The 26,129-nt window shown below is 42.7% G+C and carries 21 protein-coding genes; 13 read left to right on the forward strand and 8 right to left on the reverse strand.

Features of this window, described 5'->3' with window-relative positions; translation table 11 throughout:
* Positions 1-59 precede the first annotated feature (59 nt).
* From AC3KZC_RS17110 to AC3KZC_RS17120, 3 genes are all read right to left on the reverse strand, one after another.
* Positions 60-833: a DeoR/GlpR family DNA-binding transcription regulator gene (locus AC3KZC_RS17110; RefSeq protein WP_490578646.1), complete on the reverse strand. Its 774-nt coding sequence runs from the start codon at positions 831-833 to the stop codon at positions 60-62.
* 440 nt (positions 834-1,273) lie between these two features.
* Complete coding sequence (locus AC3KZC_RS17115; protein ID WP_490578647.1) at positions 1,274-1,429, reverse strand: hypothetical protein; 156 nt, start codon at positions 1,427-1,429, stop codon at positions 1,274-1,276.
* Positions 1,430-1,575: 146 nt separating this feature from the next.
* Positions 1,576-3,663: a winged helix-turn-helix domain-containing protein gene (locus AC3KZC_RS17120; protein ID WP_490578658.1), complete on the reverse strand. Its 2,088-nt coding sequence runs from the start codon at positions 3,661-3,663 to the stop codon at positions 1,576-1,578.
* A gap of 492 nt (positions 3,664-4,155) precedes the next feature.
* On the opposite strand from AC3KZC_RS17120, the gene AC3KZC_RS17125 reads away from it, so the two are divergent.
* Complete coding sequence (locus tag AC3KZC_RS17125; RefSeq protein WP_490578648.1) at positions 4,156-4,836, forward strand: hypothetical protein; 681 nt, start codon at positions 4,156-4,158, stop codon at positions 4,834-4,836.
* A 158-nt stretch (positions 4,837-4,994) separates the two neighbouring features.
* On the forward strand, positions 4,995-5,531 hold the full coding sequence (locus AC3KZC_RS17130; protein ID WP_490578649.1) for a sugar O-acetyltransferase: 537 nt from the start codon (positions 4,995-4,997) through the stop codon (positions 5,529-5,531).
* A gap of 195 nt (positions 5,532-5,726) precedes the next feature.
* On the opposite strand, the gene AC3KZC_RS17135 is transcribed toward AC3KZC_RS17130, so the two are convergent.
* The 3 genes from AC3KZC_RS17135 to AC3KZC_RS17145 all read right to left on the reverse strand — a co-directional run bounded on the left by AC3KZC_RS17135 (position 5,727) and on the right by AC3KZC_RS17145 (position 10,197).
* Complete coding sequence (locus AC3KZC_RS17135; protein ID WP_490578650.1) at positions 5,727-8,123, reverse strand: FtsX-like permease family protein; 2,397 nt, start codon at positions 8,121-8,123, stop codon at positions 5,727-5,729.
* 1 nt (position 8,124) lies between these two features.
* Positions 8,125-8,841: an ABC transporter ATP-binding protein gene (locus AC3KZC_RS17140; protein ID WP_490578651.1), complete on the reverse strand. Its 717-nt coding sequence runs from the start codon at positions 8,839-8,841 to the stop codon at positions 8,125-8,127.
* A gap of 99 nt (positions 8,842-8,940) precedes the next feature.
* The gene (locus AC3KZC_RS17145; protein ID WP_490578652.1) at positions 8,941-10,197 is read right to left on the reverse strand and encodes an efflux RND transporter periplasmic adaptor subunit; all 1,257 of its coding nucleotides are present in this window, start codon (positions 10,195-10,197) and stop codon (positions 8,941-8,943) included.
* 241 nt (positions 10,198-10,438) lie between these two features.
* Here AC3KZC_RS17145 and AC3KZC_RS17150 point away from each other — a divergent pair, with 241 nt between their 5' ends.
* From AC3KZC_RS17150 to AC3KZC_RS17200, 11 genes are all read left to right on the forward strand, one after another.
* Positions 10,439-11,854, forward strand: a complete 1,416-nt coding sequence (locus tag AC3KZC_RS17150) for a sigma-54-dependent transcriptional regulator (protein ID WP_490578653.1) — start codon at positions 10,439-10,441, stop codon at positions 11,852-11,854.
* Position 11,855: 1 nt separating this feature from the next.
* Positions 11,856-13,175, forward strand: coding sequence for a sensor histidine kinase (locus tag AC3KZC_RS17155; protein WP_490578659.1), 1,320 nt, complete (start codon positions 11,856-11,858; stop codon positions 13,173-13,175).
* A 340-nt stretch (positions 13,176-13,515) separates the two neighbouring features.
* Positions 13,516-14,265, forward strand: a complete 750-nt coding sequence (locus AC3KZC_RS17160) for a hypothetical protein (protein ID WP_490578654.1) — start codon at positions 13,516-13,518, stop codon at positions 14,263-14,265.
* A 588-nt stretch (positions 14,266-14,853) separates the two neighbouring features.
* Positions 14,854-15,186 (forward strand): hypothetical protein, encoded by a 333-nt coding sequence (locus AC3KZC_RS17165; protein WP_490311321.1) that lies wholly within the window; start codon positions 14,854-14,856, stop codon positions 15,184-15,186.
* Entirely contained in the window at positions 15,186-15,455 is a 270-nt protein-coding gene (locus AC3KZC_RS17170; RefSeq protein ID WP_490311320.1) for a hypothetical protein, read from the forward strand. The genes AC3KZC_RS17165 and AC3KZC_RS17170 overlap by 1 nt, the downstream gene beginning before the upstream one ends.
* Entirely contained in the window at positions 15,452-17,017 is a 1,566-nt protein-coding gene (locus AC3KZC_RS17175) for a PepSY-associated TM helix domain-containing protein (RefSeq protein WP_490578655.1), read from the forward strand. The genes AC3KZC_RS17170 and AC3KZC_RS17175 overlap by 4 nt, the downstream gene beginning before the upstream one ends.
* Positions 17,018-17,242: 225 nt before the next feature.
* The gene (locus AC3KZC_RS17180) at positions 17,243-19,342 is read left to right on the forward strand and encodes a TonB-dependent siderophore receptor (protein WP_490578656.1); all 2,100 of its coding nucleotides are present in this window, start codon (positions 17,243-17,245) and stop codon (positions 19,340-19,342) included.
* 178 nt (positions 19,343-19,520) lie between these two features.
* The gene (locus AC3KZC_RS17185) at positions 19,521-20,273 is read left to right on the forward strand and encodes a hypothetical protein (RefSeq protein WP_490578657.1); all 753 of its coding nucleotides are present in this window, start codon (positions 19,521-19,523) and stop codon (positions 20,271-20,273) included.
* 50 nt (positions 20,274-20,323) lie between these two features.
* A protein-coding gene (locus AC3KZC_RS17190; protein ID WP_518525887.1) for an IS3 family transposase occupies positions 20,324-21,480 on the forward strand; the annotation gives its coding sequence in 2 pieces (ribosomal slippage) (positions 20,324-20,570 and positions 20,570-21,480; 1,158 coding nt in all).
* Between the two features lie 21 nt (positions 21,481-21,501).
* Positions 21,502-22,026, forward strand: coding sequence for a histidine kinase (locus AC3KZC_RS17195; protein WP_518525924.1), 525 nt, complete (start codon positions 21,502-21,504; stop codon positions 22,024-22,026).
* Positions 21,992-22,804, forward strand: coding sequence for a LytR/AlgR family response regulator transcription factor (locus AC3KZC_RS17200; RefSeq protein WP_490579774.1), 813 nt, complete (start codon positions 21,992-21,994; stop codon positions 22,802-22,804). Before AC3KZC_RS17195 ends, AC3KZC_RS17200 begins: the two co-directional genes overlap by 35 nt.
* A gap of 312 nt (positions 22,805-23,116) precedes the next feature.
* Here AC3KZC_RS17200 and AC3KZC_RS17205 read toward each other — a convergent pair whose 3' ends face one another.
* Positions 23,117-25,453 carry an ABC transporter permease gene (locus AC3KZC_RS17205; RefSeq protein ID WP_490579773.1) on the reverse strand — a complete coding sequence of 779 codons (2,337 nt, stop codon included), beginning with the start codon at positions 25,451-25,453 and terminating at the stop codon, positions 23,117-23,119.
* On the reverse strand, positions 25,440-26,123 hold the full coding sequence (locus AC3KZC_RS17210; RefSeq protein ID WP_490579772.1) for an ABC transporter ATP-binding protein: 684 nt from the start codon (positions 26,121-26,123) through the stop codon (positions 25,440-25,442). The genes AC3KZC_RS17205 and AC3KZC_RS17210 overlap by 14 nt, the downstream gene beginning before the upstream one ends.
* Positions 26,124-26,129 lie beyond the last annotated feature (6 nt).

The following is a 26,129-nucleotide window of genomic DNA, read 5'->3' on the forward strand; positions in this document are numbered from 1 at the left end:
CATTTACTAAAAACAATTCGGTTAAAAATCAATTTAAACTGAGGTTCATCAGTTTGTGATTATTCGGTTACTTCTGCGCAAATTAATTGCACCCCACAGCCACTAATGGCTATGCGCATCTCTGAGGCTAAATGGCTATCGGTAATAAGGGTGGTCACTTCGGCCCACGGCAATTCTAAATTTGGAATTTTACGGCCAATTTTATCTGACTCGACCAGTACAATTACTTCTCGTGCTGCTTGTGCCATCACTTGGCTTAAACCAATTAATTCGTTAAAGGTTGTAGTGCCTCTTTCAACATCAATGCCATCGGCACCAATAAAGAGCTGATCGAAATCATAAGAACGCAATACATTCTCTGCGACTTGCCCTTGAAAGGATTCTGAATGCGGATCCCACGTGCCACCGGTCATCAATAATGTTGGCTCGTTTTCAAGTGATAACAAACGGTTAGCAACGTTAATTGCATTGGTCATGACCACTAAACCACGCTTGTTTGCCAGCTCTGGAATAAGGGCTGCGGTTGTACGGCCACTATCAATAATAATGCGGTTATGGTCTTTAATCAGTGCCGCTGCGGCTTTAGCAATTGCCATTTTGCGAAGGGAATCGCGTTTATCGTTGCTTTTTGCAACGATTTCTTGTGGTAACGCCATCGCACCACCATAACGGCGCAATAGCAGGCCACTTTTTTCAAGTGCGGTTAAATCCTTTCGGATCGTCACTTCGGACGTTTCAAATTCAATTGCTAACTCATCAACACTCACTTCACCGTACTGATTGACTCGCCCTAAAATTGTATGGCGGCGCTGCTGCGTATTTCGTTTAGTCATTAATTTATTTCATCATAAAAAATACCGCCAACGCGGTGAAAACACACTTATCACATCAAGTAGAGCACTAAGTGAAACATTAAGTTTCGTTTCGAAAGTTAGGCGAGTTTAAATGAAACTATAAATTTGGCAAGGAAGAGATCAAAAAAAGCGCAAAAAAATGCGCTTTATATTTGAAACATCTGTGTAGGATGGATGTATATAATGACTACTTTTTGATTTTAAGTACCACATACTCAATAGGTTACATTCCTTTTATGCGTGCTAATTGCTATGGGCATTTACAAAAAGCTAAAAGGCATTGTGATTATCAGTAAGTCAAAAATCGTATAGTCGTTTTAGTTAAAGTCACTGTAATCAGCAATACATTGCGTACCACGAATTAAATAACAGCGCTTTTAGCAAGGCCGCGTATTACTACGCAGCCGATTTTGAAACGATTAATCGTTAGATGTAATGCGCTTGTCGCAACGAGCTGGCATTATGTAACAAAGATCTTGAGGTTGTGGGTCTTTCACAACTACAGGCTCGCCAGTTAACGTGCTTGTTGCTGAAAGCAGTGGAAGAAGTAATGTAATTACAAGTTGATGTAGCATATTTATTAACCTTCTTTTAAGTTGTTATTTAAAAAATCAGTTCAGACTCAAATCTATTGCTAAACAAAGCTTTAAACAATAACTAATGCGTAACTAACATCAAACTTATCGGTTATTTTACCCTGATACATAAAATAAAAAGAGCTCTATTCTATAACTAGCTTTACAACCTCAGAAGTAACATTCTTAGTTTGTGGCATTAGGAAATAAGTGTTGCTTGCATCTATAGAAAATTCGGGTTTCACTTCGTTATAAATAAACTGATGAGTTTCAATGGAGGGATTATTGCGATCATCAATATTTAATTGATAAAAAGTAGTATTGACCAAATCATGTGAGCTCCAGTAAATATAATTATTTTTTACTGCCCACTGCGTATTAAGCTCCTTTGATAATGAATAATTTAACGAAAGCATTTTTTTATCTAATGAGTTATAAAAAAACAACTTTCCATTCGCATCACCAATAATATAGTCATCGCCAAATGGACGAATATATCGAGCGTCATTAATAAGTAGTTCGACACTCTTATTTTGAATATCGTAGGTATACGCCCCCCAGCGATCATAATTTTTAGTGGTAAACAAAATATTCCCACCATCCTCAGTAAAAGAAGCATCTCCAATAAAATCATCGCCTGATGTAATAAATTCAAGATTTATTTGATTAGGATCCAACAAAGCAAAGCGACGATTAATTTTAACTAAAATTTTACCCGACTTAGGATCAGCTTCAATTACAGAAAGGTCGTACTCTGTTGCAATAATCGACTCAAAACCTTCAATGTCTAAATTCAAAAAACCCAGTTGAGTAATTCCATCACTTTTGAGTAAAGCTAAAGTTTTATCGCCAAAATAACTCATTTGGTAAATATCTTTTTGTAAAATTCGTCTAGTAGTAAAATCTTTAAATGGTAATTTTTTTTCTACAAATAATTGCTTTTGCATACCCAAACTAACAGCTAGTACTTGCCCATAAATCGAATCTAAATTACCTAGCTCAACATTTTCAGCTAATTGCACTGATTCATACCCAGTTGCCAAGTTAACTTGTACAAGTTTATTCCGCTCTAGAATTAATAAAGTATCATTATTTAGCCAAGTAATATCATATACTCCAGCTTCCTGAGGCCTTCTAATTAAGACCTCTTGAGTTTTCAAATCAATAACTCGAATCTCATCGTTATGGCTAAGTAAGTTTGTTCTCAAGACAGCTAGCTTTATTCCATCAAATGAGACATCGCCTTTTATATCAAGGCTTTCAGACTGTGAAGATGCTGTAATCGTTTTTATTTCTTTATTCTTAATATCATATTCATAAATCAAAAATGGTTGCTCAGCAGTCTTTTTCCCTGCAAAAAAAATGTTATTAGATACTCGCGCAGTAAACACATCAGAAATAACAGCATAGTTATCTGCAATTACCTCAACAGAACTATTTCCACTTTTAATATTTATACGATTAAGAGAGGAGTTATTTTGAGTCGAGTCTGAGAAATACAAATACTGATTGTCTGCCGAAAAAGCGAGCGCCCCTGGTAAGTGAGCTTGTTGAGTGATTGGCCTAAAATCAAAATCCGATTGATGTTTTACAAATATTTGAAAGCCGGCTTCATTTTGCACTTGGCCTGAAAATGCCAGATAGCTGCCATCGGCTGATTGAGTCACCGCTATTTTATCGCCGGGTAACGTATTCACAACGTGGGTTTGAATCGTGGGCGGGGAAAACCAAGGTTTAACCCAGTACCCTATAATAGCTATGCATAATAGAAATAACGCTAAAAGAACAAACTTAAGCCTACTAGGCTTTACCGTCGCGGGCTCGCTCTGATCTATCTGAGGGTCTTTTATTGTTTCGTGATCTTGTTTTGAGTTGAGGTGTTCAGTGGATTCGATTGCATTTAAGGCAACTGCGCCTGAAGTTTCTGGAAAGGGTGGCTCAACTGAAGATTGCGAAATAGCCTCAACGTTATGCTCAACAGCGCAAATAAGTTTATAGCCACGCTTGGGCAGTGATTGGATATAAGTGGGATTTTTGTGATCATCATTCATCAAGATGCGAATTTTACTGATGATGCGGCGCACCGCTGCATCAGACACGCAACGGCCTTGCCAAATATTTTCGTGCAACTCTGCCATTGAGATATAACGATTATGGTGCTGGCAAAAATAGGCCAGTACTTCACACACTTTAGGCTCAAGGACTACACGCTGGTTATCGCAACTGAGCACCATCTCTTCTACATCTAATTGATAGCGACCAATTTGAATCACTGACTACCCTTTTTTATTATTATTAATAAACTTTAAACAGCCTCTGATAGTAACCCAACTACCCTTGTTTTACTAACAACATCCTACCCAACCCAACAAACACTAAGTCAATGAAAAATATAAAGGTTACGCTTTAATTACACACAAATCACATAGCGATTATTGTTCAAATTCAATTATCGGTTAATTTAAGATAACGTTTAAAGCTTACAAACGTAAAGTGAAAGTTTTGAGTGAAAAAGATAATAAAAACAACCTCTGAGGGCTGTTCGGCACTTAAAATACGGTGCAAGGCGGTTTTTTCATGATTACTGACTCTAAATAGGTTTCCCTAAGTTTGGCGCACATTTATCTTTTTTAGATGGCGCCTTTTTTTACTGATCACTCAACAACAGCAATTTTGACCTGTAACACAGGTTGATTAGGCGCTAAATAAACAGGAAGGTTTATATTATGACAGCTACCAATATGCCTCAACGATCAGCACACAACTCACAATACTCTCCTAATGCCATAGAGCAAACCACCGCGCAAATGATTAAAGTGAGAAGAGTATTATTTGCTGTGCCTGCTATTTTGCTGTTTACCTTAATATTTTTAAGCATTAGTACTTATATATCAAAGCAGAACAATCAAATTAAAATATCCCCCGACAACTACCATACGTTAGTTATGTCGCAGCCAGTTAAGATCACAAAGCAGTTATTAGCTACGGGTGAAAAAGCGCAAAAAAACCAACCTTTGTTAGCCCTTGAGGTGCAATATGGGCAAGCAAATAGCGCGAATCTTAACTTTAACGCACCCGATACTGGCTATTTTTTTCATGCTAAAAACGCTAATCACATTACAAAAGCCAATCAACCAATAGGGTATTTATTAAAAAAATCAGACGTGAATGAGTTCTCTTTTTTAATCAAAAATAAGCCTGGCAACATGGGATCTATTGGTGATCAGGTCAAAATCACCATCAATGATAAAACCATTATCGGTAAGGTATCGATGGTGATCGGTTCATTTTCGAAACAAGAATGGCAAAAAATATTTATTAAATTTAATAACGAGCGCTATTTATCGTTGCTTGCCCCCGATGCAGCAATGACGCTTGAACTCGTGCAAGAGCCTATCGAGCACTAACATTATCAGTGACCCGTTTTGCCACGATTGCAAATCTAAATAACTTCAATATTGGATCAAAAATCACTTATCTAACACTGAGGTTAAATAACGCAATATTGGTGACTCTAATTTTTTGCTTTATCATCCGCGTATCACCCGCTTATTGAATTAAAAGTATGTCGATTTTCATTCCATTTAATAGCCTCACCCCTGAGCTTATTGCAACCCGCAAACACAGCCACGAAGTGTGCCGTACCTTTGCCAAAAGCCCGAGTAAAGGTAATTTAAAACGTATTAAAACGCTTTTTGCCCATTGCGGCGAACATGTGATGATCGAGCCGCAATTTCATTGTGATTACGGCAGCCACATCAGCATTGGTGATCGTACCTTCATTAATATCAACTGCACCATTTTAGATGCACCAACTAATGACGCCGCTATCACCATTGGCGCAGATTGTTTAATTGGCCCAAACGTTCAACTGTTAGCAGTCTCTCATGCAATAAATCCAGCAGAGCGGTTAGAAAAAGGTAACTTTGCAGCGCCAATAACTATAGGCAATAACGTATGGATTGGGGCTGGAGTAATTATGCTTGCAGGCGTGTCGATTGGCGATAACGCTGTGGTAGGTGCGGGTTCAGTGGTAACCAAAAATATTGCAGCGAATACCGTTTTTGCGGGTAACCCAGCGGTAAAAATAAGAGATATTTAATGTTGTCGGACTAGCACTTTTTAAGTTGTAGGTCGTCGTTCACAGCGATAAGTTCAACGACTAATTCGACTGCAATATGCAAAAATAATACGTTCGTTTGTCATCGCTGTTGAGCTAAAGCCCAACCTACGGCAACTAAAAAACGCGCAGCTTCAATAGCAGGTCGGCATTGATGCCGACACTGTATTTTAGGCTTTATTCATATCGCAAAATTAAAGACGGGCGAGTACTGGCGGCTTTGAGTGCAAGGCTTGCGACGGTCAGCCATGTGATGACGGCAACGGCAACAGCAGCTAAGGCATACACCCAAAAAGCTTGCTCAATACGGTCGTTAAAGTTCGCAAGCCAATCGCCCACCAGCCAATACGTTAACGGGTAAGCAATCGCGATACTCACAGCGACCAACAACAAGAACTCTTTGGCGAGCAGGTTAACTATGCTAAAACGTGATGCGCCCAGCACTTTGCGAATACCCACTTCTTTTTGGCGACGAAGAGTAGAGAAAGACGCTAAACCAAAAGTGCCAACGCAGGCTAAAAACACAGCTAAACCAGAGAAAATACTGACTAGTTGCGCGGTGCGGGCATCACTTTGGTAAATCGCTTGGTAGTTTTGTGCCACGAATTCAATTTTAGGGTCGTAAATATCCAGCATGTCGCCAAGTACTTGCGTAAGTTGGTTTTTCACATTGGCGAATTGCGCCATATCAATATCAATCAACAGGCGGCCTGTCCAACTTGAGGTATAACCACAAATAAACAGCGTTGACGGTTGTGCTTGGCGCATCGAGCCTACTTTTACATCTTTTACCACGCCCACTATTTTTAATTGAAATGGATTGCGGCCATCAGAGGCTGTCCACACTTTACCTAGTGCTTGCTCTGGGCTGCTATAACCCGCTTGTTTAACTAACGATTCGGTTAACAATACCGAGGCGGTTGCCTGGTTATTGCTATCAACGGCATACCAATCGGCGGCGGTTTGTTGGCTAAAATCACGCCCTGCAATTAAGGTTAAACCGGTGCGGCTTACCGCATCCATCCCGACGCCAATAAAAGGTAAAACCTGATCTTGAAACTGACCATTATCCGCGCTGACTTGCATAGAGGAATTAAACGTGTCTGTGAGTGAAATATCAATAATGCCCACTTGTTTCACCCCCGTAATGGCGGCTACCCGTTGTAATAGCGCATTATTTTGCTTGTAAAACACATCACCTGCATCCAGGTCCGATACTTGTAACTTCGCCTCTTTGCTGTAGCCCACAGGTAAGTGTTGTAAGAACTGTAACTGTTGTTGTAGCAACAAAGCGCCAATGATCAACGAAACCGATAGCGCCGATTGCAGCACCAACAAGCTTTTGCGCACGACAATTGCACTGCGGCCACGCTGTAGGTCACCACTAAGTACCCGTTTGGCACTAAAGGCTGAAATAAATAATGCTGGGTAAGCACCCGCCAACACGCCAACAGCTAGCGCAATCCCGGTCACCGCCACCATAAAGGGCGATACATAATCCAAGGCCAAATTGCGGTCAACAAGTTGATTAAACTGCGGTAAACATAGCTCAACCAACATACAGGCAATCAATGCGGCCAACGCAGTAATGAGGACTGATTCTATTAAAAATTGGCTAATGATTTGGCTTCGGCTCGCCCCTAACGCTTTACGCACCCCCACTTCTTTAGCCCGTTTTGCCGCTTGCGCAATACTCATATTAATAAAGTTAAAACTCGCCAACACCACCAGCAACAGGCTTAATCCGATACAAATTTGTACCGTACTTTGCGAGCCGTTAGTTTTTAATTCGTATTGCGAATCGCTGGTTAAATGAATATCCGTCAGCGCCTGTAAAGAAATGGACACCATATTCGGCGCATCGGGGTACACCAAGTTGCCATAGCGGGAATTTAATGCTTCGGTAATGCCCACAACATCGCTTTGCGGTGCTAAACGGAGGTACACATAACCTGAATTGTTTTGATACGCTTTGTTACGAGTAGACTCCTTCACTAACGCATTAAAAGCGAAATGGGTGTTTTCGGGTAAATCAGCAAATACCGCAGCGACCGTCCAACGGGTGTCGCCTTGCAATAATGTTTCACCCAAGGCATTTTTATTGCCAAACAGCCATTGCGCAGTACGTTGGCTAAGGGCCATCGTATTCGGTTGAGTCAGTACCCTAGCAAGATCACCTGCTAGCACATCCAACTGCATAAAGTCGGTTAAATTGGCGCTGGCTCCCATCACGCCTTCGAGTTTATAGCCCACGCCATTGATTTTATATTCTGCACCTGGCGGCAGCATTTCTAAATGAAACTGATCTTCAATGGCAGCGATATCGGCCATTGTCGCCAACGCAGTGGCGCTCGCAATAGGCGCGCCCATACCTAACGTTGGAAAGTCTTGATACACCCGATACACCCGCTCGGCGTTAGGTTGTTGTTGGTCATATGACATTTCATATACCGTAAACATCGCCACTAAAATGGCCGCCGCCAACCCTACGCTTAAACCCATTACATTGAGTAAAAAGTGTTGTTTTTGCTGCTTAAATGCCCGCAGTGCGGTAATTAAATAATTAGCGATCATGTTAAGCCACCTCAGCCTGAGTGTTGAACTGTTGGTCTTGTTGCGTATTGGCTTTATCTACCATTACTTGGCCATCTAATAAGCGCACTAAACGGTCGGCATAGGCGCCTTCTTTTTCTGAGTGCGTGACCATAATAACCGTAGTGCCTTCGCGGTTCAGTTCGCGCAGCATCGCCATCACTTCATCACCATTTTTTGAATCTAAATTACCGGTTGGCTCATCGGCTAAAATTAATTTAGGGTTGATCACTAAGGCACGAGCCACCGCAACCCGCTGTTGCTGACCGCCTGAAAGCTGCTGGGGTAAATGCTCGGCACGGTGGTCGATACCCACACGCTTTAAAATCGCTTCCACACGTTGTTTACGCTCACTTTTTGAAATTTTTTGATATTGCAGTGGCAGCTCAACATTTTGATAAACAGTCAGTTCATCAATTAAGTTAAAGCTTTGAAAAACAAAACCAATCGAGGCTTTACGTAGTTCAGCCAGTTGTTTTTCGTTGAAACCAGCAATGTCGGTGCCCGCAAACTCAAAACTACCCGCTGAAGGTGAATCGAGCATGCCTAAAATAGATAAGAGCGTAGATTTACCACAGCCTGAGGGGCCCATAATGGCGAGAAACTCACCTTGGTTAACGGTTAAATTAATATTATTCAGTGCAGTTGTTTCAATATCTTGAGTACGAAATACACGGCTTAGGTTAGTGAGCTTAATCATGGTTAGTCTTCCTTAATTCTGTTTTAAATTCTGTTTAATGCTTGGCTTAATTCTTGATTTTATTCTTGATTTAACTTTTATTTAGTACTGCATATTCACTTAATTAATCTTGAGTTGATCAGCTTTATCAAAGTTGCTGTAGCTTGAGGTGACCACTTTATCGCCCACTTGTAATCCTGCTAATACTTCAAAATAATCTTGATTCTTTTTGCCCAAGCGAATATCACGGCGTACCGCTTTATCGCTGCCTTGCTCCAGCACATATACCCAGTTACCGCCAGAGTTGGTAAAGAAAGCACCGCGGCTAAGCAGTAAGGCGTTGTTTTTGTTATCACCTAACATCAATTCAACATCAATGCTTTGCCCGCGTTTTACGCCTTTTGTATTGGTCGGTAAATCAACCTCTATCTGAAATTGCGACTGCTGTACACGGCTATCAATTTTGCTCACTTTAGCCTCAACAATGCTGCCTTCAAGTTCCACCATTACAGCCATGTCGCGTTGCACTTGGTTGAGGTAAAATTCATCTAAACGCACCACCAGTTTGTATTCATTCGGAATATCAATTTGCCCCAAGCGCGCACCACGGTTTTTTGATTCGCCAATTTCGACATCCAGCTCACTTAAATAGCCCGCCACAGGCGCTTTAACCAATAAGTTATCGAGGTTATCACGGGCAAATTGCAGGTTTTTTTCTAGCATTTTGGCGCTGTCGGCAAGCTGCGCCACTTGCACTTCACGAATCGAATTTTCTTGTTTTTGCCGCTCAAGCGTCAGCTCTTTACGGGCTTGGTAATAGCTTAAATCTTGTTTTATGGCATCGAGGGTATCTTGCGCCACCACCCCTTTGCTGACCAAAGGCTCAGTTTGTTTTAATTTGCGTGATAAATGGCTAATTTGTAGGTCAATTTCCAGTAAATCACGGCGCAAATTTAAACGGTTGGTTTCCATATTCATTTGCGTATTGCGTAAAAAGTTAAGTTGCTCAGTCACTTGTGCTTCGCGGCTCATCACATCTAATTGCAATGCAGTATTACTTAAACGCACTAAGGCTTGGCCTTTTTCTACGTATTCGCCTTGCTCAACCAAGCGTTCTTCTACTTGGCCACCCGCAATGCTGTCGAGGTAAATACTGGTTTTTGGTACCACTTGGCCGCGCAAACTCAGTGCGTCTTTAAAGGCGCCTTGCTTAACGGTGCTAATGGTTAAACTGCTTAAGGCAATATTTTGGCTACGGCCTGAATTATCGTTATTCACAAAGCCATACGCGGCGGCGGCAACGGTGAGTGCAATTGCTGCTACGGCAAACTTTTTCACATATTTTTGTGTCGTTGAACGTTCAATTTTCTTATCCATGATGCCACCTGCTTGATACTGTGTGTTGCTAAATACTCATACAATTACCCATAGATAGTACAAATGCCGTGCCAGTTTTTATTTTTGTTAAATAACAATTGGTTAGGGTTAATATTGAATTTATCACTTTATTAAAATGTCCATTAATGAACACTCTAAAATTTCTAATCGTCCATTTATGGACACTTGAATAGGTTTTGAGGTAGGCTAAAACCATACTAACCAAGGTACAGAGTCACTGATGAAACAAGCGGGTTCCATTTTAATTGTTGATGACAATCCCGATATTCTTATCGCGGCGCGTTTACTGCTTAAACAGCATTATCAAAGTGTTAAAACCACCGATAACCCGTTTGATATTGAAGGCATCATTAGCCAACAAAAAACCAGCGACCAGCCTATCGATATCATTTTGCTCGACATGAATTTCAGCCAAGATGCCATTAGTGGCCAAGAAGGCTTTTATTGGCTGAAAAAAATCATCGCCCAAGACCCAAGTATTGTGGTGTTGCTAATGACCGCCTACAGCGATATTCAACTGGCGGTTGATGCCATCAAGGCGGGCGCATCGGATTTTATTGCCAAACCGTGGCAAAACGACCAATTATTAGCGGCAGTGGCCGCGGCGTTTTCGCACGCGCAAGACAAACAACAAGTGGGCCAGCTGACTCGGCAAACCCAAGGGCTTAGCCAAGCGCTCAACCAAAGCATCGGCGGGCAACCTTTTGCTTTTTTAGGGCAAAGTGAAGCCATGGCTGAAGTATTTCAAACCATTGAAAAAGCAGCACAAACAGACGCCAACATTCTCATTACTGGCGAAAGTGGCACCGGTAAAGAGCTTACCGCCCATGCCATTCACCAAGCCAGCCAGCGCCGCGATAACACCTTTATCAGCCTCGACATGGGCGCGGTGGCGCACAGCTTGTTTGAAAGCGAGCTGTTCGGCCATAAAAAAGGCGCCTTTACCGATGCCAAAACCGACCGCATGGGTAAATTTGAACTGGCGCAAAATGGCAGTTTATTTTTAGATGAGCTGGGCAATTTACCCCTTGAACAGCAAGCTAAACTGTTGGCTGCGTTGCAAAACCGCCAAGTAACGCCTGTTGGCGGCAGCAAAGCCATTAACGTCGATATTCGCCTCATTTGCGCCACCAACGACAACCTACAAGATGCGGTGAGTGAAGGGCGTTTTCGCCAAGATTTGCTATATCGCATTAATACCGTTGAAATTCGCCTGCCGCCACTGCGTGAACGCAGCGAAGATATTCCGCTTTTGGCCGAATACTATCTCGCCCATTTTGCGCAAAAATACAAACGCAGCCTCAGTATTGACCCAAACGATATGCACGCTTTATGCGCTTATTCTTGGCCTGGTAATGTCCGAGAACTCGCCCATGCCATTGAACGCGCAGTGATTTTAACCGAAGGTGAAGTGCTCGACATTCGCACTGTGATCGGCAGCCAAACTCCCTCAGCAACCGAAACACGTTCAACCCTAGAATCATTAAGTTACGATACGTTTGATTTAGAAGTGCTCGAACAACGCGCCGTGCGCGCTGCGCTGAAACATCACCAAGGCAATGTCAGCCATGCCGCCAAAGCACTTGGCCTTACCCGTGGCGCACTGTATCGCCGCCTTGAAAAGTATGGGCTTTAATATGCATGCTTACCTCCCTCTTAGCGGCGTGATTGCTGCACTTATCGTATTATCGGGCGCCAGCACCGTATTGGCGTTACAACACGGGTTTTCGGCCGCACTGTTGTTGCTGATCCTAATAATAATGGCGTTAGTCGGCCAATTATTTAACCTGTTTAAACGCCAACAAAAACAAGCCGAAATGGTGATACGGGCACTGGCTAATGGCGACAGCACCTTAGGCCTTGGCCAACAGCACCCGATGCGCCAGCAGTTTGATGAAGTAAAACATCGCATCCAAAGCGCACGCTTTAATGCCGAACAACAAGCGCAGTTTTTACAAGCATTGCTCATTCATGTCGATTTAGCCGTGTTGGTATGTGATAACGAGGGCGCAGTGATTGAATCCAACCCTGCGGTGAGTAAATTACTTGGCCAATCTGTTAAACAGCTAAGCGATTTAGGCGCCATTGGCGAGCTGATTTTAACGGCCGAACGCAACCTGCGTACCACCTGCCCGTGGCAACATGGTGAACAACAAGACACCCTCTCGGTACAACTGAGTATTGCGACCATTCAAGGTAAAACCCGCCGCGTGGTGAGCTTGCAGTCGATTCACGACCAATTGCAACACAAAGAACAACAAGCCTATAAACGCTTAACCAAAGTACTCACTCACGAAATTGCCAACTCCATTACACCGCTGTCGTCACTTGCGCAAACTTGCACCGCGTTATTACCAAATGAGCTGCGCTTTAACGACGCTGAAGATAAACAAGACTTACAACTAGCGCTCAACACGTTAGCCTCACGTACCCAGCATTTAGGCGAATTTATCACCCGTTTTCGCCAAATTAGCAGCCTACCTAAAGCTAATTTAGCACCAGTACAACTAGGCGATGTGCTTGAACGCATTATTACCCTGTTTCAACAGCAAGCTCAGGCACAACACACCACCTTAGCCCTTGAAATCCACAGCCCACAACTGGTATTACTCGACAGCAGCCAAATTGAACAAGTTTTAATTAATTTAGTGAAAAACGCCCTCGAAGTGCTCGCCCTGCAATACCAACATGCAACCGCAACAACAGCCAAACCCGCAGCCATCACCCTTACGCTGGGCCAAAACAGCGCGCAGCAAGTGTACATCGACGTCGCCGATACTGGTCCTGGCATTGCCGAACATGTGGTCGACATGATTTTTGTGCCGTTTTTTACCACTAAACAACAAGGCTCCGGCATCGGCCTCAGCCTCAGTCGGCAAATTATGCTCAACCACGGTGGTGATTTAATTTACATACAACGCGAGCAAGGTGCGTGTTTTAGGTGCGTATTTGGCTGAGGGGCTGATTGAGGCATTGAGGTAAGAAGACTAACCACCGAAGGCACAGAGAAGCACCGAGGAAAGAAAAAATAAATGAGGTTTTCTCGGTGAGCGCAGCGCTCGGTGTTCTCAGTGGTAAAAATATGCATGTAGGTCGGCATTTATGCCGACAAAATAAAGAAATTAATCATGAATTAAAACTAACGTTGAATGCCTAACGCGTTACGCAGTGTTTCAATATCTTTATGGTGTCCCAAAATTATTGCACTAGCTATCCAAAATATTTAGGTACACTTTTAATTTGGCATTATTTATAGTTAAGCCTCTAATCATCCGTTACTAATAAAAATAAATCACTATGGATAATCAACACTTACCGATTGATGCAGCCGCGCCTAACAGCGACTTAGCAAGTCAGACCAAGCAACCTTGGTTTACCAATGAGCGGTTGAATTTGTTATTGGCTATTTGCGCCATTGTTATTTCTGCCGCCTCCTTTTACGCCACGTTTATTCAAGCCAGTGCCGCCGAACGCCAAGTTAAAGCCGCCACTTGGCCTTGGCTTGAGATCAGTACCGGTAACTTTAATGAAGACGAAAAACGCGAAGAAATTTCATTTGCGCTGAAAAACTCAGGGGCGGGTCCTGCGCTGATAAAATATGTGCGCTTTAACTATCAAAATCAGACCTATTCCGATATCCATCAATTACTCGATGCTTGTTGCTTTGATACCCAGACTTACTACCAACAACTTAAAGAATTACAGAAAAAATCGCCCGATATTGATTTTTTTAAAGAGTTTGGCTGGATCATGACCTCCAGCACTAACAACCGTTTATTAGCAAGTGGCGAAAACATATCAATGCTGACATTCTCGAAAACCACTCACAACAAAGTCTTGTGGGAAAAATTAAATACCGCACGCTTTAAAACCAGCACAGAACTCTGTTATTGCTCAGTGCTAGAGCAATGTTATCTCAGCGATGGTCGAGGTGAAGTGAAAGAAGTTGAGCATTGCCAGGTGAGCACTCGAGACACTCAGCTTACTCCCAATAAAAATATCACTGCTACAGCAAAAGAGAGCGCTAAAGCAACAAACAACCCTTAACCTTGTTAATTAAAGACCCACTATCGGAGCTGTTCGGTGTGCCCATTGTTCTATTGCGACTAACTCTTAACACAGCACACCCCAGCTAATCTCACCAAGTAACGAGATTAGCTTTTAACTCAATGATTTAAAATCATAAATACACCAAGCCATAGCTCATCTTCTGTTAATAACGCGTCTCGTCATTGCTAAAGAAGATCAGAGTATAAAAAGTACACTCTCATCTTTAACCCACTTAAATGATAATGATTTTCAACCTCACTTCTGTTACCATTTTTGTTTATTGGGAAGCTCAGTTTTCAAGCAATCATAAATGACTCTCTTCAGTGCTGCGCTTGTACGCTAATCGGACAGTAAAAATGATCGTACTCTATTGAATCGCTCAAAACCTACTGGATGAAGAATATTTCGTAGCCAATCGCGTCCGTAACCCTCGTTTAGGCAAACCAAGAGAATTTGCTTTAACTGTACGCGGCGTTTTTGACTGGTAAACACATTCACCCTCCTAGATTAAAGTGCAGGCTATACAAGTACCTTTACCGTCAATTTAGGAAAAGATTAATTTAACTCTGTAGTAAGGATATAAACATGGGGTTTTTCTTTCTATTACCAGCCTATTGGCTTTGCGGCATGTTACTGTACGCCACCAGCCCTAGGCAGCAATTTATTCGCAACCAAGGCTTTCAACCTCCACGTTGGTCTGCGGTATTAGCTATGTGTGTTTTGGGCTTCAGTACTGTGTACTTGCTTACCCAGGCACTATTTACGTTACCGCTTGCGCTCATCTTTACCTTGCTGGGTTTTATGTTTTTTATTCCAGCCCCGGTTTTCTTGCTTAATCACAAACCCGATTGGGCAGCAGCCAGTGCTGTTTTTGTTTGCATACTGGCAATTGTTTTAGAACTTTTGGGAGGTGCCTAATGTGGCATAAAACCTTTGCCGGTCTATTGGCTGGAATTGTGGTGATGATCTTAGTCCCCAGCACATTAAGCTTGTTGTTCCCTAATTTTATTAACTTATTTTTAGCCCTATCGCTAGTTATCGCCTTAACTGCGTGGGCAGGAATAATGACTTGGTGTTATGCGGCCAACAGCCACAAAGAAGCTTGGTTAAGAGCGGCCAAGTTAGCATTGCCTACAATCACTATTTTTGTGGCGACATTTTTTCTGGCTGCGGGGCCAACATTATGAATAAATCCACCTTAAAAAACCTGACACATGCCCATGCTTGGCTTGGTTTAATCATTTCAGGCATCTTAATGATTGTATTTGTCTGTGGTTCGATCTCTTTTTTCCGCGAAAATGTTGTCCTCTGGGATATGCAATATGATGCGCCGAACCTACAACTAACAGAGCAACGAGCCCAAGTACCCGTTGCAACTATTGCGCAAAAAATCACTGAACAGGGGCACCTTTTCCCTGATGATCATGGCGTGTTTATCGAGTTTCCAACCGATGCTCAACCGTATTACGTTAGCTACTTTGAAATAGAAACACCAGAAGGTGAGCATGTTGATATCAATCAAAGCTTCGATCCTTTCACGGGTGAGCAACTTTCACTCGATCAGGCCGATTATTATTTAGGCCATATGCTGTACAAAATGCATATCAACCTAATGCTTGATACTGGTGGGACTGAACTCGTCGGGCTAATTTCGTTATTGTTTTTTGTCATGGTGTTATCTGGTTGCTTACTGGTATTGAAAAAAATCATCAGCCATTACTACCAATACAGAACCGCAAGACGAAAAGACATTTATCTTGATGGCCATACCCTAATTGGCATCAGCGCACTCCCCTTCACGTTTATTTATGCCCTAACAGGAGTGATGTTCAATTTGAGTATCATTTTGCAGGCCGGGTTTGGTTTTGCTGTTTTTAAAGGCAATATTCCGGCACTGATGGAGACCGCTGACTTTTATAGCCCCCCTAGAATTACGCAATTAGCAGGGGAGCCTTCTGATTTAACGCGCCTTGACGAAATAGTGGCTGATTCCTCCCATCGTCATCCTGATAAAAACGTGTATTTCATCAATATATTTGTGCCAAATGATGCCAACTCGCAAGTCGAAGTTGGTCTGACACAACCACACAGCTTTGAGCGAATTACCCGCCTCACTTATCAACTTAATAATGCCACATTTATTAAAGAATATGCCCCCAGCCAATCTGCCACAGCAGGCACGTATGATGTATTAAGTACCTTGCATACTGCAGAGTTTGGCAGTAACGCCTTAAAAATGCTCTATTTCATACTAGGACTAAGCTGTTGTTATTTAATTTTAACTGGCAATTTAATCTGGCTTGAAAAGCGCGAACAAAATCGCCAACAAAGTCAACGCGGTTTGCATTTTGTCAAAGCCATGACAATTGCACTATCGAGTGGCACCTTAATCGCCGTTGCGAGTTGCTTTATTGCAGCGCGTTTTGCACCACAATCACTGTCACAAGTCAGTCTTTTACCAGCCATATTTTGGGGCGTCTTGCTCGTTTGTTTAGTGCATGCACTACTTAGCTCACATGTACGAAAAACCATGTTGCAGCAACTCAGCATCGCGGGTTTATTCTTTGTTATCTGCCCTGTTTATGATGCGGTAACTTGGTTATCTGGCCACTCCATGGCTCATTACCTAATCTCAGACGTAATTTTAGTGAATGCAGCCCTACTCCTAGTGAGCCTGCTATGTGTAATGCTAGTCAAACACCATAACGCACGCGTGTTAGCCTACAGTAACAAACCCGCACTCCTATAACCCTCAAAAACAAGGCAAGCGACCAAGCTTGCCTTGTTTGAGTATCTTTCACTCTTTGAGTCAATTCAGCAGCCAACTGATTGCGCTTATTTGAACTGCGAATCACGTCAGCCACTCTCCACTTTGATTGTAAATATCCTTCAATAACCACAAATGATAATGCATACTATTCGCATTTACATTTTGGTGTCAGCCATTGGTTTTTTATCTTGACTAGGAGGTCGCTTGTTATTTAAATCTACGTTCAAACTATCCATTCTTACTCTTTGTATGGTCAACTCTTGGTGTTTTGCCGAAGAAGACAAAACAACCGAAGAATTAGAGACCATTGAAATATATGGAAAAAGCTATCGCTCAACCGGAACAAAGTCGGGGTTAACGCCGATGGAATCGCCGATGAGTTTTGAGGTTTATGACAATAAATTATTGCAACTACGCCAAGTTGATAGCGTGAATGAGGCCTTGCGATATGTGCCAGGGGTAACACCTGAAAGCCGCGGTGTAGCCACTTTATTTGACCAATATACGATTCGAGGGTTTGAAAGTTATCGAAATTATTATGACGGACTGCCTTTACAATACAATTTAGCCTACAACCTTGCGCCACAAGTTGATGCCTTTGCCACTGAGAGTGTTGAAGTCCTAAAAGGGCCCACCTCGGTTTTATATGGTTCAGCCCCTCCAGGAGGGATGGTTAACCAAACAGCAAAAATGCCACAAACACACAGCCAACATAATATTCGCGCCCGTATCGGGACTAAAGCTTTAGCCGAACTAGCCCTCGACAGCACGGGTGCAATGTCTGAATCTGCGAACTATCGTTTGATTGCTTTGGCACGAAGTCGCGATGGTCAGCAGCACACAACACAAGAGCAGCGCACGCTCATCGCCCCATCCGTAACTTGGGCCATCAGTGACAAAACCAGTTTAAACGTCAATCTCTACTATCAAGATGATCCCGACATGCTGCCTTCATCCTCTCTCCCAGGTGTTGGTACAGTTTACAGCGCCAGCTATGGCAAATTGGATTCCAATGCGTATGCGGGTGATAAAAATTGGACGATGTTTGAACGCGAAGTCACCATGATGGGCTACAAACTCAATCATGAATTTGATGACAATAGTGCTTTTTTGCAAAATTTCCGCTACACCCAAGGTGATTCCACTTTACGAAACACTTACGGAAAAGGGTTGGCCGATGGCGATAAAATTTATAAACGCAGTGCCTATCAGACGCTTGAAGACATCGAAGGGTTTGTGATCGACAATCAATACGCATGGCAACTCAAGACAGGTTCAATTGAGCATAACCTTTTAATCGGCTTCGAATATCAAACTCTTGATTCTACCTTTGAGTATAACGATACCTTTGGTAACAACACCCCTGCAATCGATTTATCTCAACCTAATTACGATTTATTTGATGTTGACCAATTACCATTTGATACGTACCACCAATTAAGTCGCCTCACGCAACAACAGCGTGGTTATTATCTGCAAAACGAGCTATCTCAAGATCAGTTCACCGCCATTGTTGGCTTGCGTTACGATGATTTTTCAAGCCTCAGTGACGATAATGAAGGCGGTTACGAAAGTGAAACACACATCAATCAAAATGAACTGAGTATGCGTTTAGCTGCCATTTATACCTTTAACAATGGCGTGGCTCCTTATTTAAGTTATTCCGAATCCTTTGAGCCCACAGCCGGTAAAGACTCAATTACCGGCAAAGCCTTTAAACCCACCACCGCCAGCCAAATTGAGGCCGGTGTTAAATATCAAAATGAGTCTGATACAACACGAGTCACCGCGGCCATTTTTGATTTAGATAAGAAAAATATCATTACCAGCACCCCTGATTTTATGAAGAAAACCCAAAGTGGTGCAGTTCAATCAAGAGGTGTTGAAATTAGCGTTTTCCAACAGCTTGGCGAGCAAATCGATCTGACCGCCAATGTGACTCAATTAGATATCACAGTCACTGAAAATCCAAATGATCCTAGTTTAATTGGCAACACGCCAATTTGGGTTGCAGAACAGCAAGCATCCTTATGGCTCAATTACTACCTCAGCTCTAATTTTGAGCTTAATGGGGGCCTGCGTTATGTGGGTGAAAGCCAGCTCGATAAACACAATTCGGATGTCATTGCAGCCTATACCTTGATTGATTTTGCGGCCTCTTACGATTTCAGCGATCAATATCGACTGGGCTTAGCTGTCAGTAATCTCACTGACAAACGTTATGTTGGCAGCTGTGTTGATATCAGACGTTGTTGGATGGGGGCTGAACGCAGCATTGAATTAACACTCAACGCTTCGTTTTAATTCACACCTTAGTTTAGGCAACTCATTCCTCTGAATGAGTTGCCTAAAGATTTAACCGCTCGTTCATCGGTCAACCAAGCCGTTTATCGCGAAAAAGTACACTTTATCACTTGTTCAAGTGCCGCTTTGCAGCGTTTCATACACTGCCCTTATCACCAAAAATTAGGGCGTTGTCGATATGAAATATATTTTATTAAGCGTATTACTTTGCACATTTAGCTCATTTGCAAGCACCGGTAATATCAGTGTGCGTAACCTCAATCAAATGCAAAATAGCGCCAACAGCGTGCTGTTTGCCGCGCAAGATAGCCACAGTTATTTTTTTGCCTTAGATGCCGATTATGAAAATAAGGGCTTTCGTTTTGCCGCAACCGCTTGGCACGAAAAACGTGATGGCCAAACCAGCGAGCATAAACTGGAGCTTGCTGAGTTTTTATATGATTTTTCGATTGCAGATTGGCAGCTCTCGCTGGGTAAAAAAAAGGTCGATTGGGGCGTCGGTTATGGCTTTCGCCCGCTTGATTTGTTCTCACCTATTGACCCCCTAGCTATCAATACTGCGGTTGCAGCGGGGACTTGGCAATTCAGCGCAGATTGGTTTAGCAGCGATGGTACATGGACAACACTGTGCAATCAAAGCCAAGCATTTTACAAAGTAGCCGGGCAACAACAAGATAAAAGCCTGGGCTGTGGCGCACGTTATTATGGTTATTTTGATCAGTGGGAATTACAAGGTTTAGCGCATTACGACCAAGATATGAAATTGCGTTTTGGTGGCAGCGCATTAAGTGTTCTCAACGACAGCCTTGAAGTACATGCCTCAATCCTGTGGCAACACACTTATTTAGGGGCACAATTTACGCCACCAGAGTTAACCGCAACCGAGTTTGTTAATCCGGTCGAATCGCTTTGGCAACAGGGTTGTGGTTGAATTAGCAGGACACTTTAATAAAGGAATATAATGCCATTATTGAGGTGAATATGACTAAACGAATAAATAAGCAGTATCCAAACGATTTTAAACAAGAAGCAGTGGCTTTGGTGCTTGAGCAAGGTTACACAATAGTTCAAGCAGCCGCTTCTTTAGGTATCACAGATAAAATCCTTTACAGCTGGGTTTCTAAACACAAAAAGCAGGCACAAGGTGATACCTTATCTGTCGATGAACGCACCGAACTTATGCTGTTACGCAAAGAGAATAAACGCTTATTAATGGAGCGTGAAATCCTAAAAAAGGCCAGCGCCTTCTTTGCGAAAGAAATGAAGTAAGGTACTCATTTATCAAGACTCTTGTGTCGAAATATCCTACTTCGATGGCGTGCAAAGTGATGCAGGTCAGTACATCAGCGTATTACGTTTGGCTTAAAAGTCCTGGTGAGCTTATCACTGCCGATACACTCGCATTGTTTCGTCGAGCTAAAGCATTATTCAAGGCCAGTCGGAACAGCCTAGGTAGTCGAGAGTTAGCTAAAGCGCTACGCAAAGAAGGGTTTAGTATCACACGTTATCGCACCATTAAGTTAATGGCGCGACTGAAGCTGCATGTGACGCAACGTCTGGCTTATAAGGTCACCACAAAGCGTAAGTACAGTGAGAGTGTGGCTGACAATTTGCTTAATATGAATTTTAATCCTGTGGGGCCAAACCAAGTTTGGGCAGGTGATGTGAGCTATCTTAAAACAGGCGAAGGTTGGCTGTATCTCGCAGTGGTAATGGATTTGTATTCTCGCAGAATCGTCGGCTGGAACATATCTAAGCGAATGACGCGAAGCTTAGTGGAGAAAGCATTTTTAAAGGCTTACAACTTGCGCAAACCACCTAAAGGCTTGGTATTTCATAGCGATAGAGGTTCGCAATATACCAGTAAAGGTTATCGACGTTTATTAAAACAATTGGGCTGTCGAGCAAGTATGGGTGATGTGGGAGCATGTTGGGACAATGCTGTTGTAGAGCGATTTTTTGGTAGTTTAAAGCATGACTGGTTGTTAAAAGTACCACAGCCAACCCGTCAACATATGCGTGATGATGTGGCGGAATATATGAAATATTACAATGTAGAACGACTGCATTCGGCAAATGCTGATCAGTCACCGATAGATTTTGAAATCTCTTTTAGAAAAGTGTCCGGTTGGAGTTGACCAGAACAGGCGCTCATTGCCATTGAGCCAAAAACAGCCAGTAAAATGCTGAGCGCTCTTACTTCGTTATTACGCCAAAGTCTGACCCGCACCCGTGATGAATGGCTGACCATTAATCAAGAACTCAAATTTAACCGTGCTTATTTAGCAATCCAACAAATGCGGTTGGGCGATCGGCTGCAGACCCAGTTTGATATCACCGACCAACTGGGCGATACCATGCTGCTGCCCCCCATGTTGTTACAACCCTTAATTGAAAATGCGGTGGTACATGGTATTGAACCGTTAAAAAACGGTGGCTTACTGAGCTTAGCCATTGCGGTGCACAATAATAAGCTGCAATTCACCATTTACAACGACTGCCAAAAGCACGAGCCACATACACACAAAGGCCATAATATTGGCCTACAAAATATTAAAGATCGCCTCACCCAACTCTATGGCGATGCGGCGCAATTCTCGTTTTCCTATGTTGAAAATGGGGTAAAAGTTTATATGGAGATACCCATTAATGTCACAAGTTTACACAGCGCTCATCGCGGATGATGAGCCCTTATTACGCCGTCATTTAACTCATCTACTGGGTGATCTTTGGCCTGAACTCACCATTATTGCACAAGCGAGTGATGGCGAAGATGCGTGGGAAAAAGTACTAGAGACTGAACCTGATATTGCATTTTTAGATATTCGCATGCCGGCGCTTGACGGCATTAGTTTGTGTAAACGCTTTACGGGATTAGCTAAAATTCCACATGTTGTTTTTACCACAGCGTACGACCAACACGCTGTTGAAGCATTTGAAAACCAAGCGATTGATTATTTATTAAAACCCATTGAAGAAGAACGACTCAACAAAACGATTCTAAGGCTCAAAACCCAATTAGCAAAAAACCAACAGCAAGCGCCCGAAACTAATCATCATACTGAACAACAAAAACTGCTCGCCTTACTCGAAAAAGTAATGCCAGCACCTGCAGCAGCAAGCCAACTGAAATGGATCCGCGCCAGTAAAAATAATGTGATTCATATGATTGACATTGCTGACGTTGATTATTTTTTAGCCGAAGATAAATACACAACCGTTAGTTGCGCGAATGAGAAATTTTTAATTAAAACCACGATTACCAGCTTAGCTGAACAACTCAATGTTGATGAGTTTTGGCGCGTACACCGCAATTGCATTGTGCGTGTTAGCCAAATAGCAAAAGTTGAACGCGATTTTTCGGGATATGTGTTTATTTATTTAAAAACCAACACCGAAAGTGGGCAGCCCATCAGGCTGCAAGTTAGCCGCAGCTATCAGCATCTTTTTAAGCAAATGTAAGGCAGCGATATTGTTAACAAAACAAAGTAACAACTTGTTTAGCATGATGATTATGCTGATAAGCCAAGGCGCTCTTTGATTTTTAAACACCACTGTGGGTAGTTAAATAAATAGGCGCTTTAACTAAACAACCTCAATACTGGATAATAAATCAATACGTCGTTAAATCTGTTATCCAGAACTGAGGTTAAATAACGTGGTTTGCCTTTTTTATTGCGACGTACGATCATCGTATGACCATGCGCCGCAAACTAGACCCATAGCCCCCCAAATACTGCCCCATTAAGCGTGAAAAAAAACGCTCTAAACGCTTTATAAATCCCTTAAAGATTGCTGAATGGGTTGATTTAGCAATTTTTTCAACGGCAGCATCATTGCCACCATCGATAAACTCGCCGTAATCACCATAGCAATAACCGCTGCGGTTAAATCAAATTGCAGTGGATTGTCTGCGGGTCGATTTAGCAAAATAAAAAGCCCTAAGCTTAATGCAAGCGCAAAAGTTAACGCAGCGGCACTGTGTTTTACTCGCTTTAGCATGATATAACTTTCACACGCCCCTATTGCCAACAAAACGCTAATCGTTTGTTTATCAACGCGTAACTGCGCTTGAATTTGATACCACAAACCACTAAAAACGCCACCTGCAATAACAACCGCGACCAATAAGGCAAACCATACTAAATCTTGAGATTGCTGATCAAACACTGCAAGGACCTCATCAAGCGCGATTGGCTTTGATAGTTTTGCATTGGGCGCTTGCGATTTAAGCCAGCTCGCCAACTGTCCGTTATCACTTGTCGAAGCCGACTGTAAAACAGTGAACGTTGCAAGGGTGTTTTCTTGCAAACTATCGATTGGTAAATAAAGCGTTGGTTGCACACTTTGAGAGCGCCCCCAGTGTGGGATGTCTTCGACAATGCCCACAATGGTGAACGTTTGTTTAGCTAAACCATATTGAATGCTTGAACCAATTAAAGATAAACCCTCGCCTTTTTGGCGCAAACGCTCGGCAAACGTGCGATTAATAACGACACCTGTTTGCCACTGATTTTGCTCAAGCCCAGTCACGCTTGCATTGAGTAAGGTAAAAAGCGCTGGGCTCGCATGCAAAGTAGCAATATTTATCTCTTGGGCATTGTGTGAGTCTTTAAACTCATAGCGGTAAAGTTGTTCAAATGGTGATGACAACACAGCGATTCTATCGCTGTTTTTATCTTGGGCTAACAACTGCCGCCAAGATATTGGGAAGTGGCCCGCATCAACATTAATTTGCGTTGCTGATAAATCAACTCTGGTTTGCTGGTAGTGCTCCCATTGGCTTTTTAGCACATAAGCGAGGCTATAAATCGCGATTAACGCGGCACTAAGTTGCACGACTAAAATGCCTTGGCTCAGTAACTTTTGCCAAACTGAGGCGCCCTTATTCGTAAGCCTAGTAAATAAGTCTTTTTTTAATAAATTAAGTAACGGTATGCAAGAACACGCTAGCAAAGTGATTACCACAAGCAATACCGTGCTTACTAACACCGCCCCGTTTAATACGATATCTTGCTGATTGAAGTATTGCTGATAACCCGCCGAACTTTGCACCATGTTACTTAAGCTATACAGACAAGGGTAAAGCAATATACAAACAGCTACAGCCATCATCAGGGTAAAACGAGTAACCGAACGGAAAAAATCGGTGTTTTGTGCGCCCAATAGCCTTAATGTGCGCAGCTCATCAGCAATTAAAATGGCGCGACTGCTCGAAAGTGAAAATAAGGTAAAAGTGAGAATGAGCCATAGCGACAACACCAAACCAAGCAGTAATTGCCAAGCGACTGTCATGCTCTGACGTGCTTTAGGGTCAAACTGTACCCCTGATAAAATCGTCAGTGGCAACGTTGACTTGCCAAACGACATCCCTTTAACGGTTAAATCGAGTTCAGCCAACTGCGCTGCGGCTTGGCTTGGTTCAAACTCACCCGATGCCGAAACAATGCCATAGTAAATAGGTGCTGCTAATAAAAACCTATCTAGCATAGTGCCACCAGCAAACGGCGCAGAGTACTGGAGCATTTCTTCTGGTAGCCACGCGTCGAGCAATTGTGTTCCAACTTGGTCGTACTGTTTATCGAGCACCCCCAGCACAGGTAGGCCCTGCGGCAAACGCTTAAAGCCAAACACCTTACTCACAACATGTGGGTCGCTATTTAAAGACGTTTGCCAAAAGCGATGCGTCAACCAAATACCAACGACACTACTTGGAGGTATTTCAAGACCAATATTTTGTGCTGAATTAGCCGAAAAAACAGCGGCATTAATGGCGTTAAATTGCTGGCTATCAAGTGTTAAAGCATACTTTTTAAACACCAGCCAAGACACGCTTTCAACCATAGGCAGTTCTTTGATTTTTTCTAACACTTGTCGACTGACTGAGCTTAAATCGTTATTTTCAAGCAATCGGCCAACGGTATAAAATGGTTTGTCGCTATTTGTCCAAGGTGGGTTTTCATCAAACAGCATACCTCCCAAACGTAGCGTAATAGCTAATAATGCCGCACAAAAAGCAAAGCCAAATAAAATTAAGATCAGTTTAAGATACTGACCTCGCCAACGTCGCCATTCACAAGTCAGCTCAAAAAGCGCATTATTCGCCGTCATAGGATATTTTCCCATCGAGAATACGGATCTTGCGCCGACAACGCGCTGCTACATTTTCATCATGGGTGACAACCAATACGGTTGTGCCCGCTTGAGATAATGACAATAACAGGTTCATCACTTCTTCACCGGTTTTTTGGTCTAGGTTTCCGGTTGGTTCATCCGCAAGGATCAGCGCAGGGTTATTCACTAATGCGCGCGCAATGGCCACGCGCTGCTGCTGACCACCCGATAACTGTTCGGGCGTGCTATCACTTTTATCTGCCAAGCCCACTTGTGCTAATACTGACTGCGCTCGTGCAAGATACGCATTTGCCTTAATGTCAGGATTAAAACGCATCGGTTGAATCACATTCTCAAGCACAGTCATGCTAGAAATCAGGTTAAAGTTTTGAAAAATCCAACCTATATGACGGTTTCTTAACTGACTTTTTTGTTTTTTAGACAGCAAGGTAACATTGTGTGACCGCAATAAATACTCACCAGCACACGGTTCATCTAACAAACCAATAATCGACAGTAACGTTGACTTACCACTGCCTGAAGGGCCTAAAATGGCGATAGACTCGCCATCATGAATGGTTAAATCAATATCGTTTAAAACAGCACCGCCATTTGCGGCTAGAGCAAATGACTTCTTAACATTGTTAAGAGCAATTAAAGTATTCACGCTAAT

Source organism: Pseudoalteromonas sp. J2K-J031 (assembly GCF_058197095.2).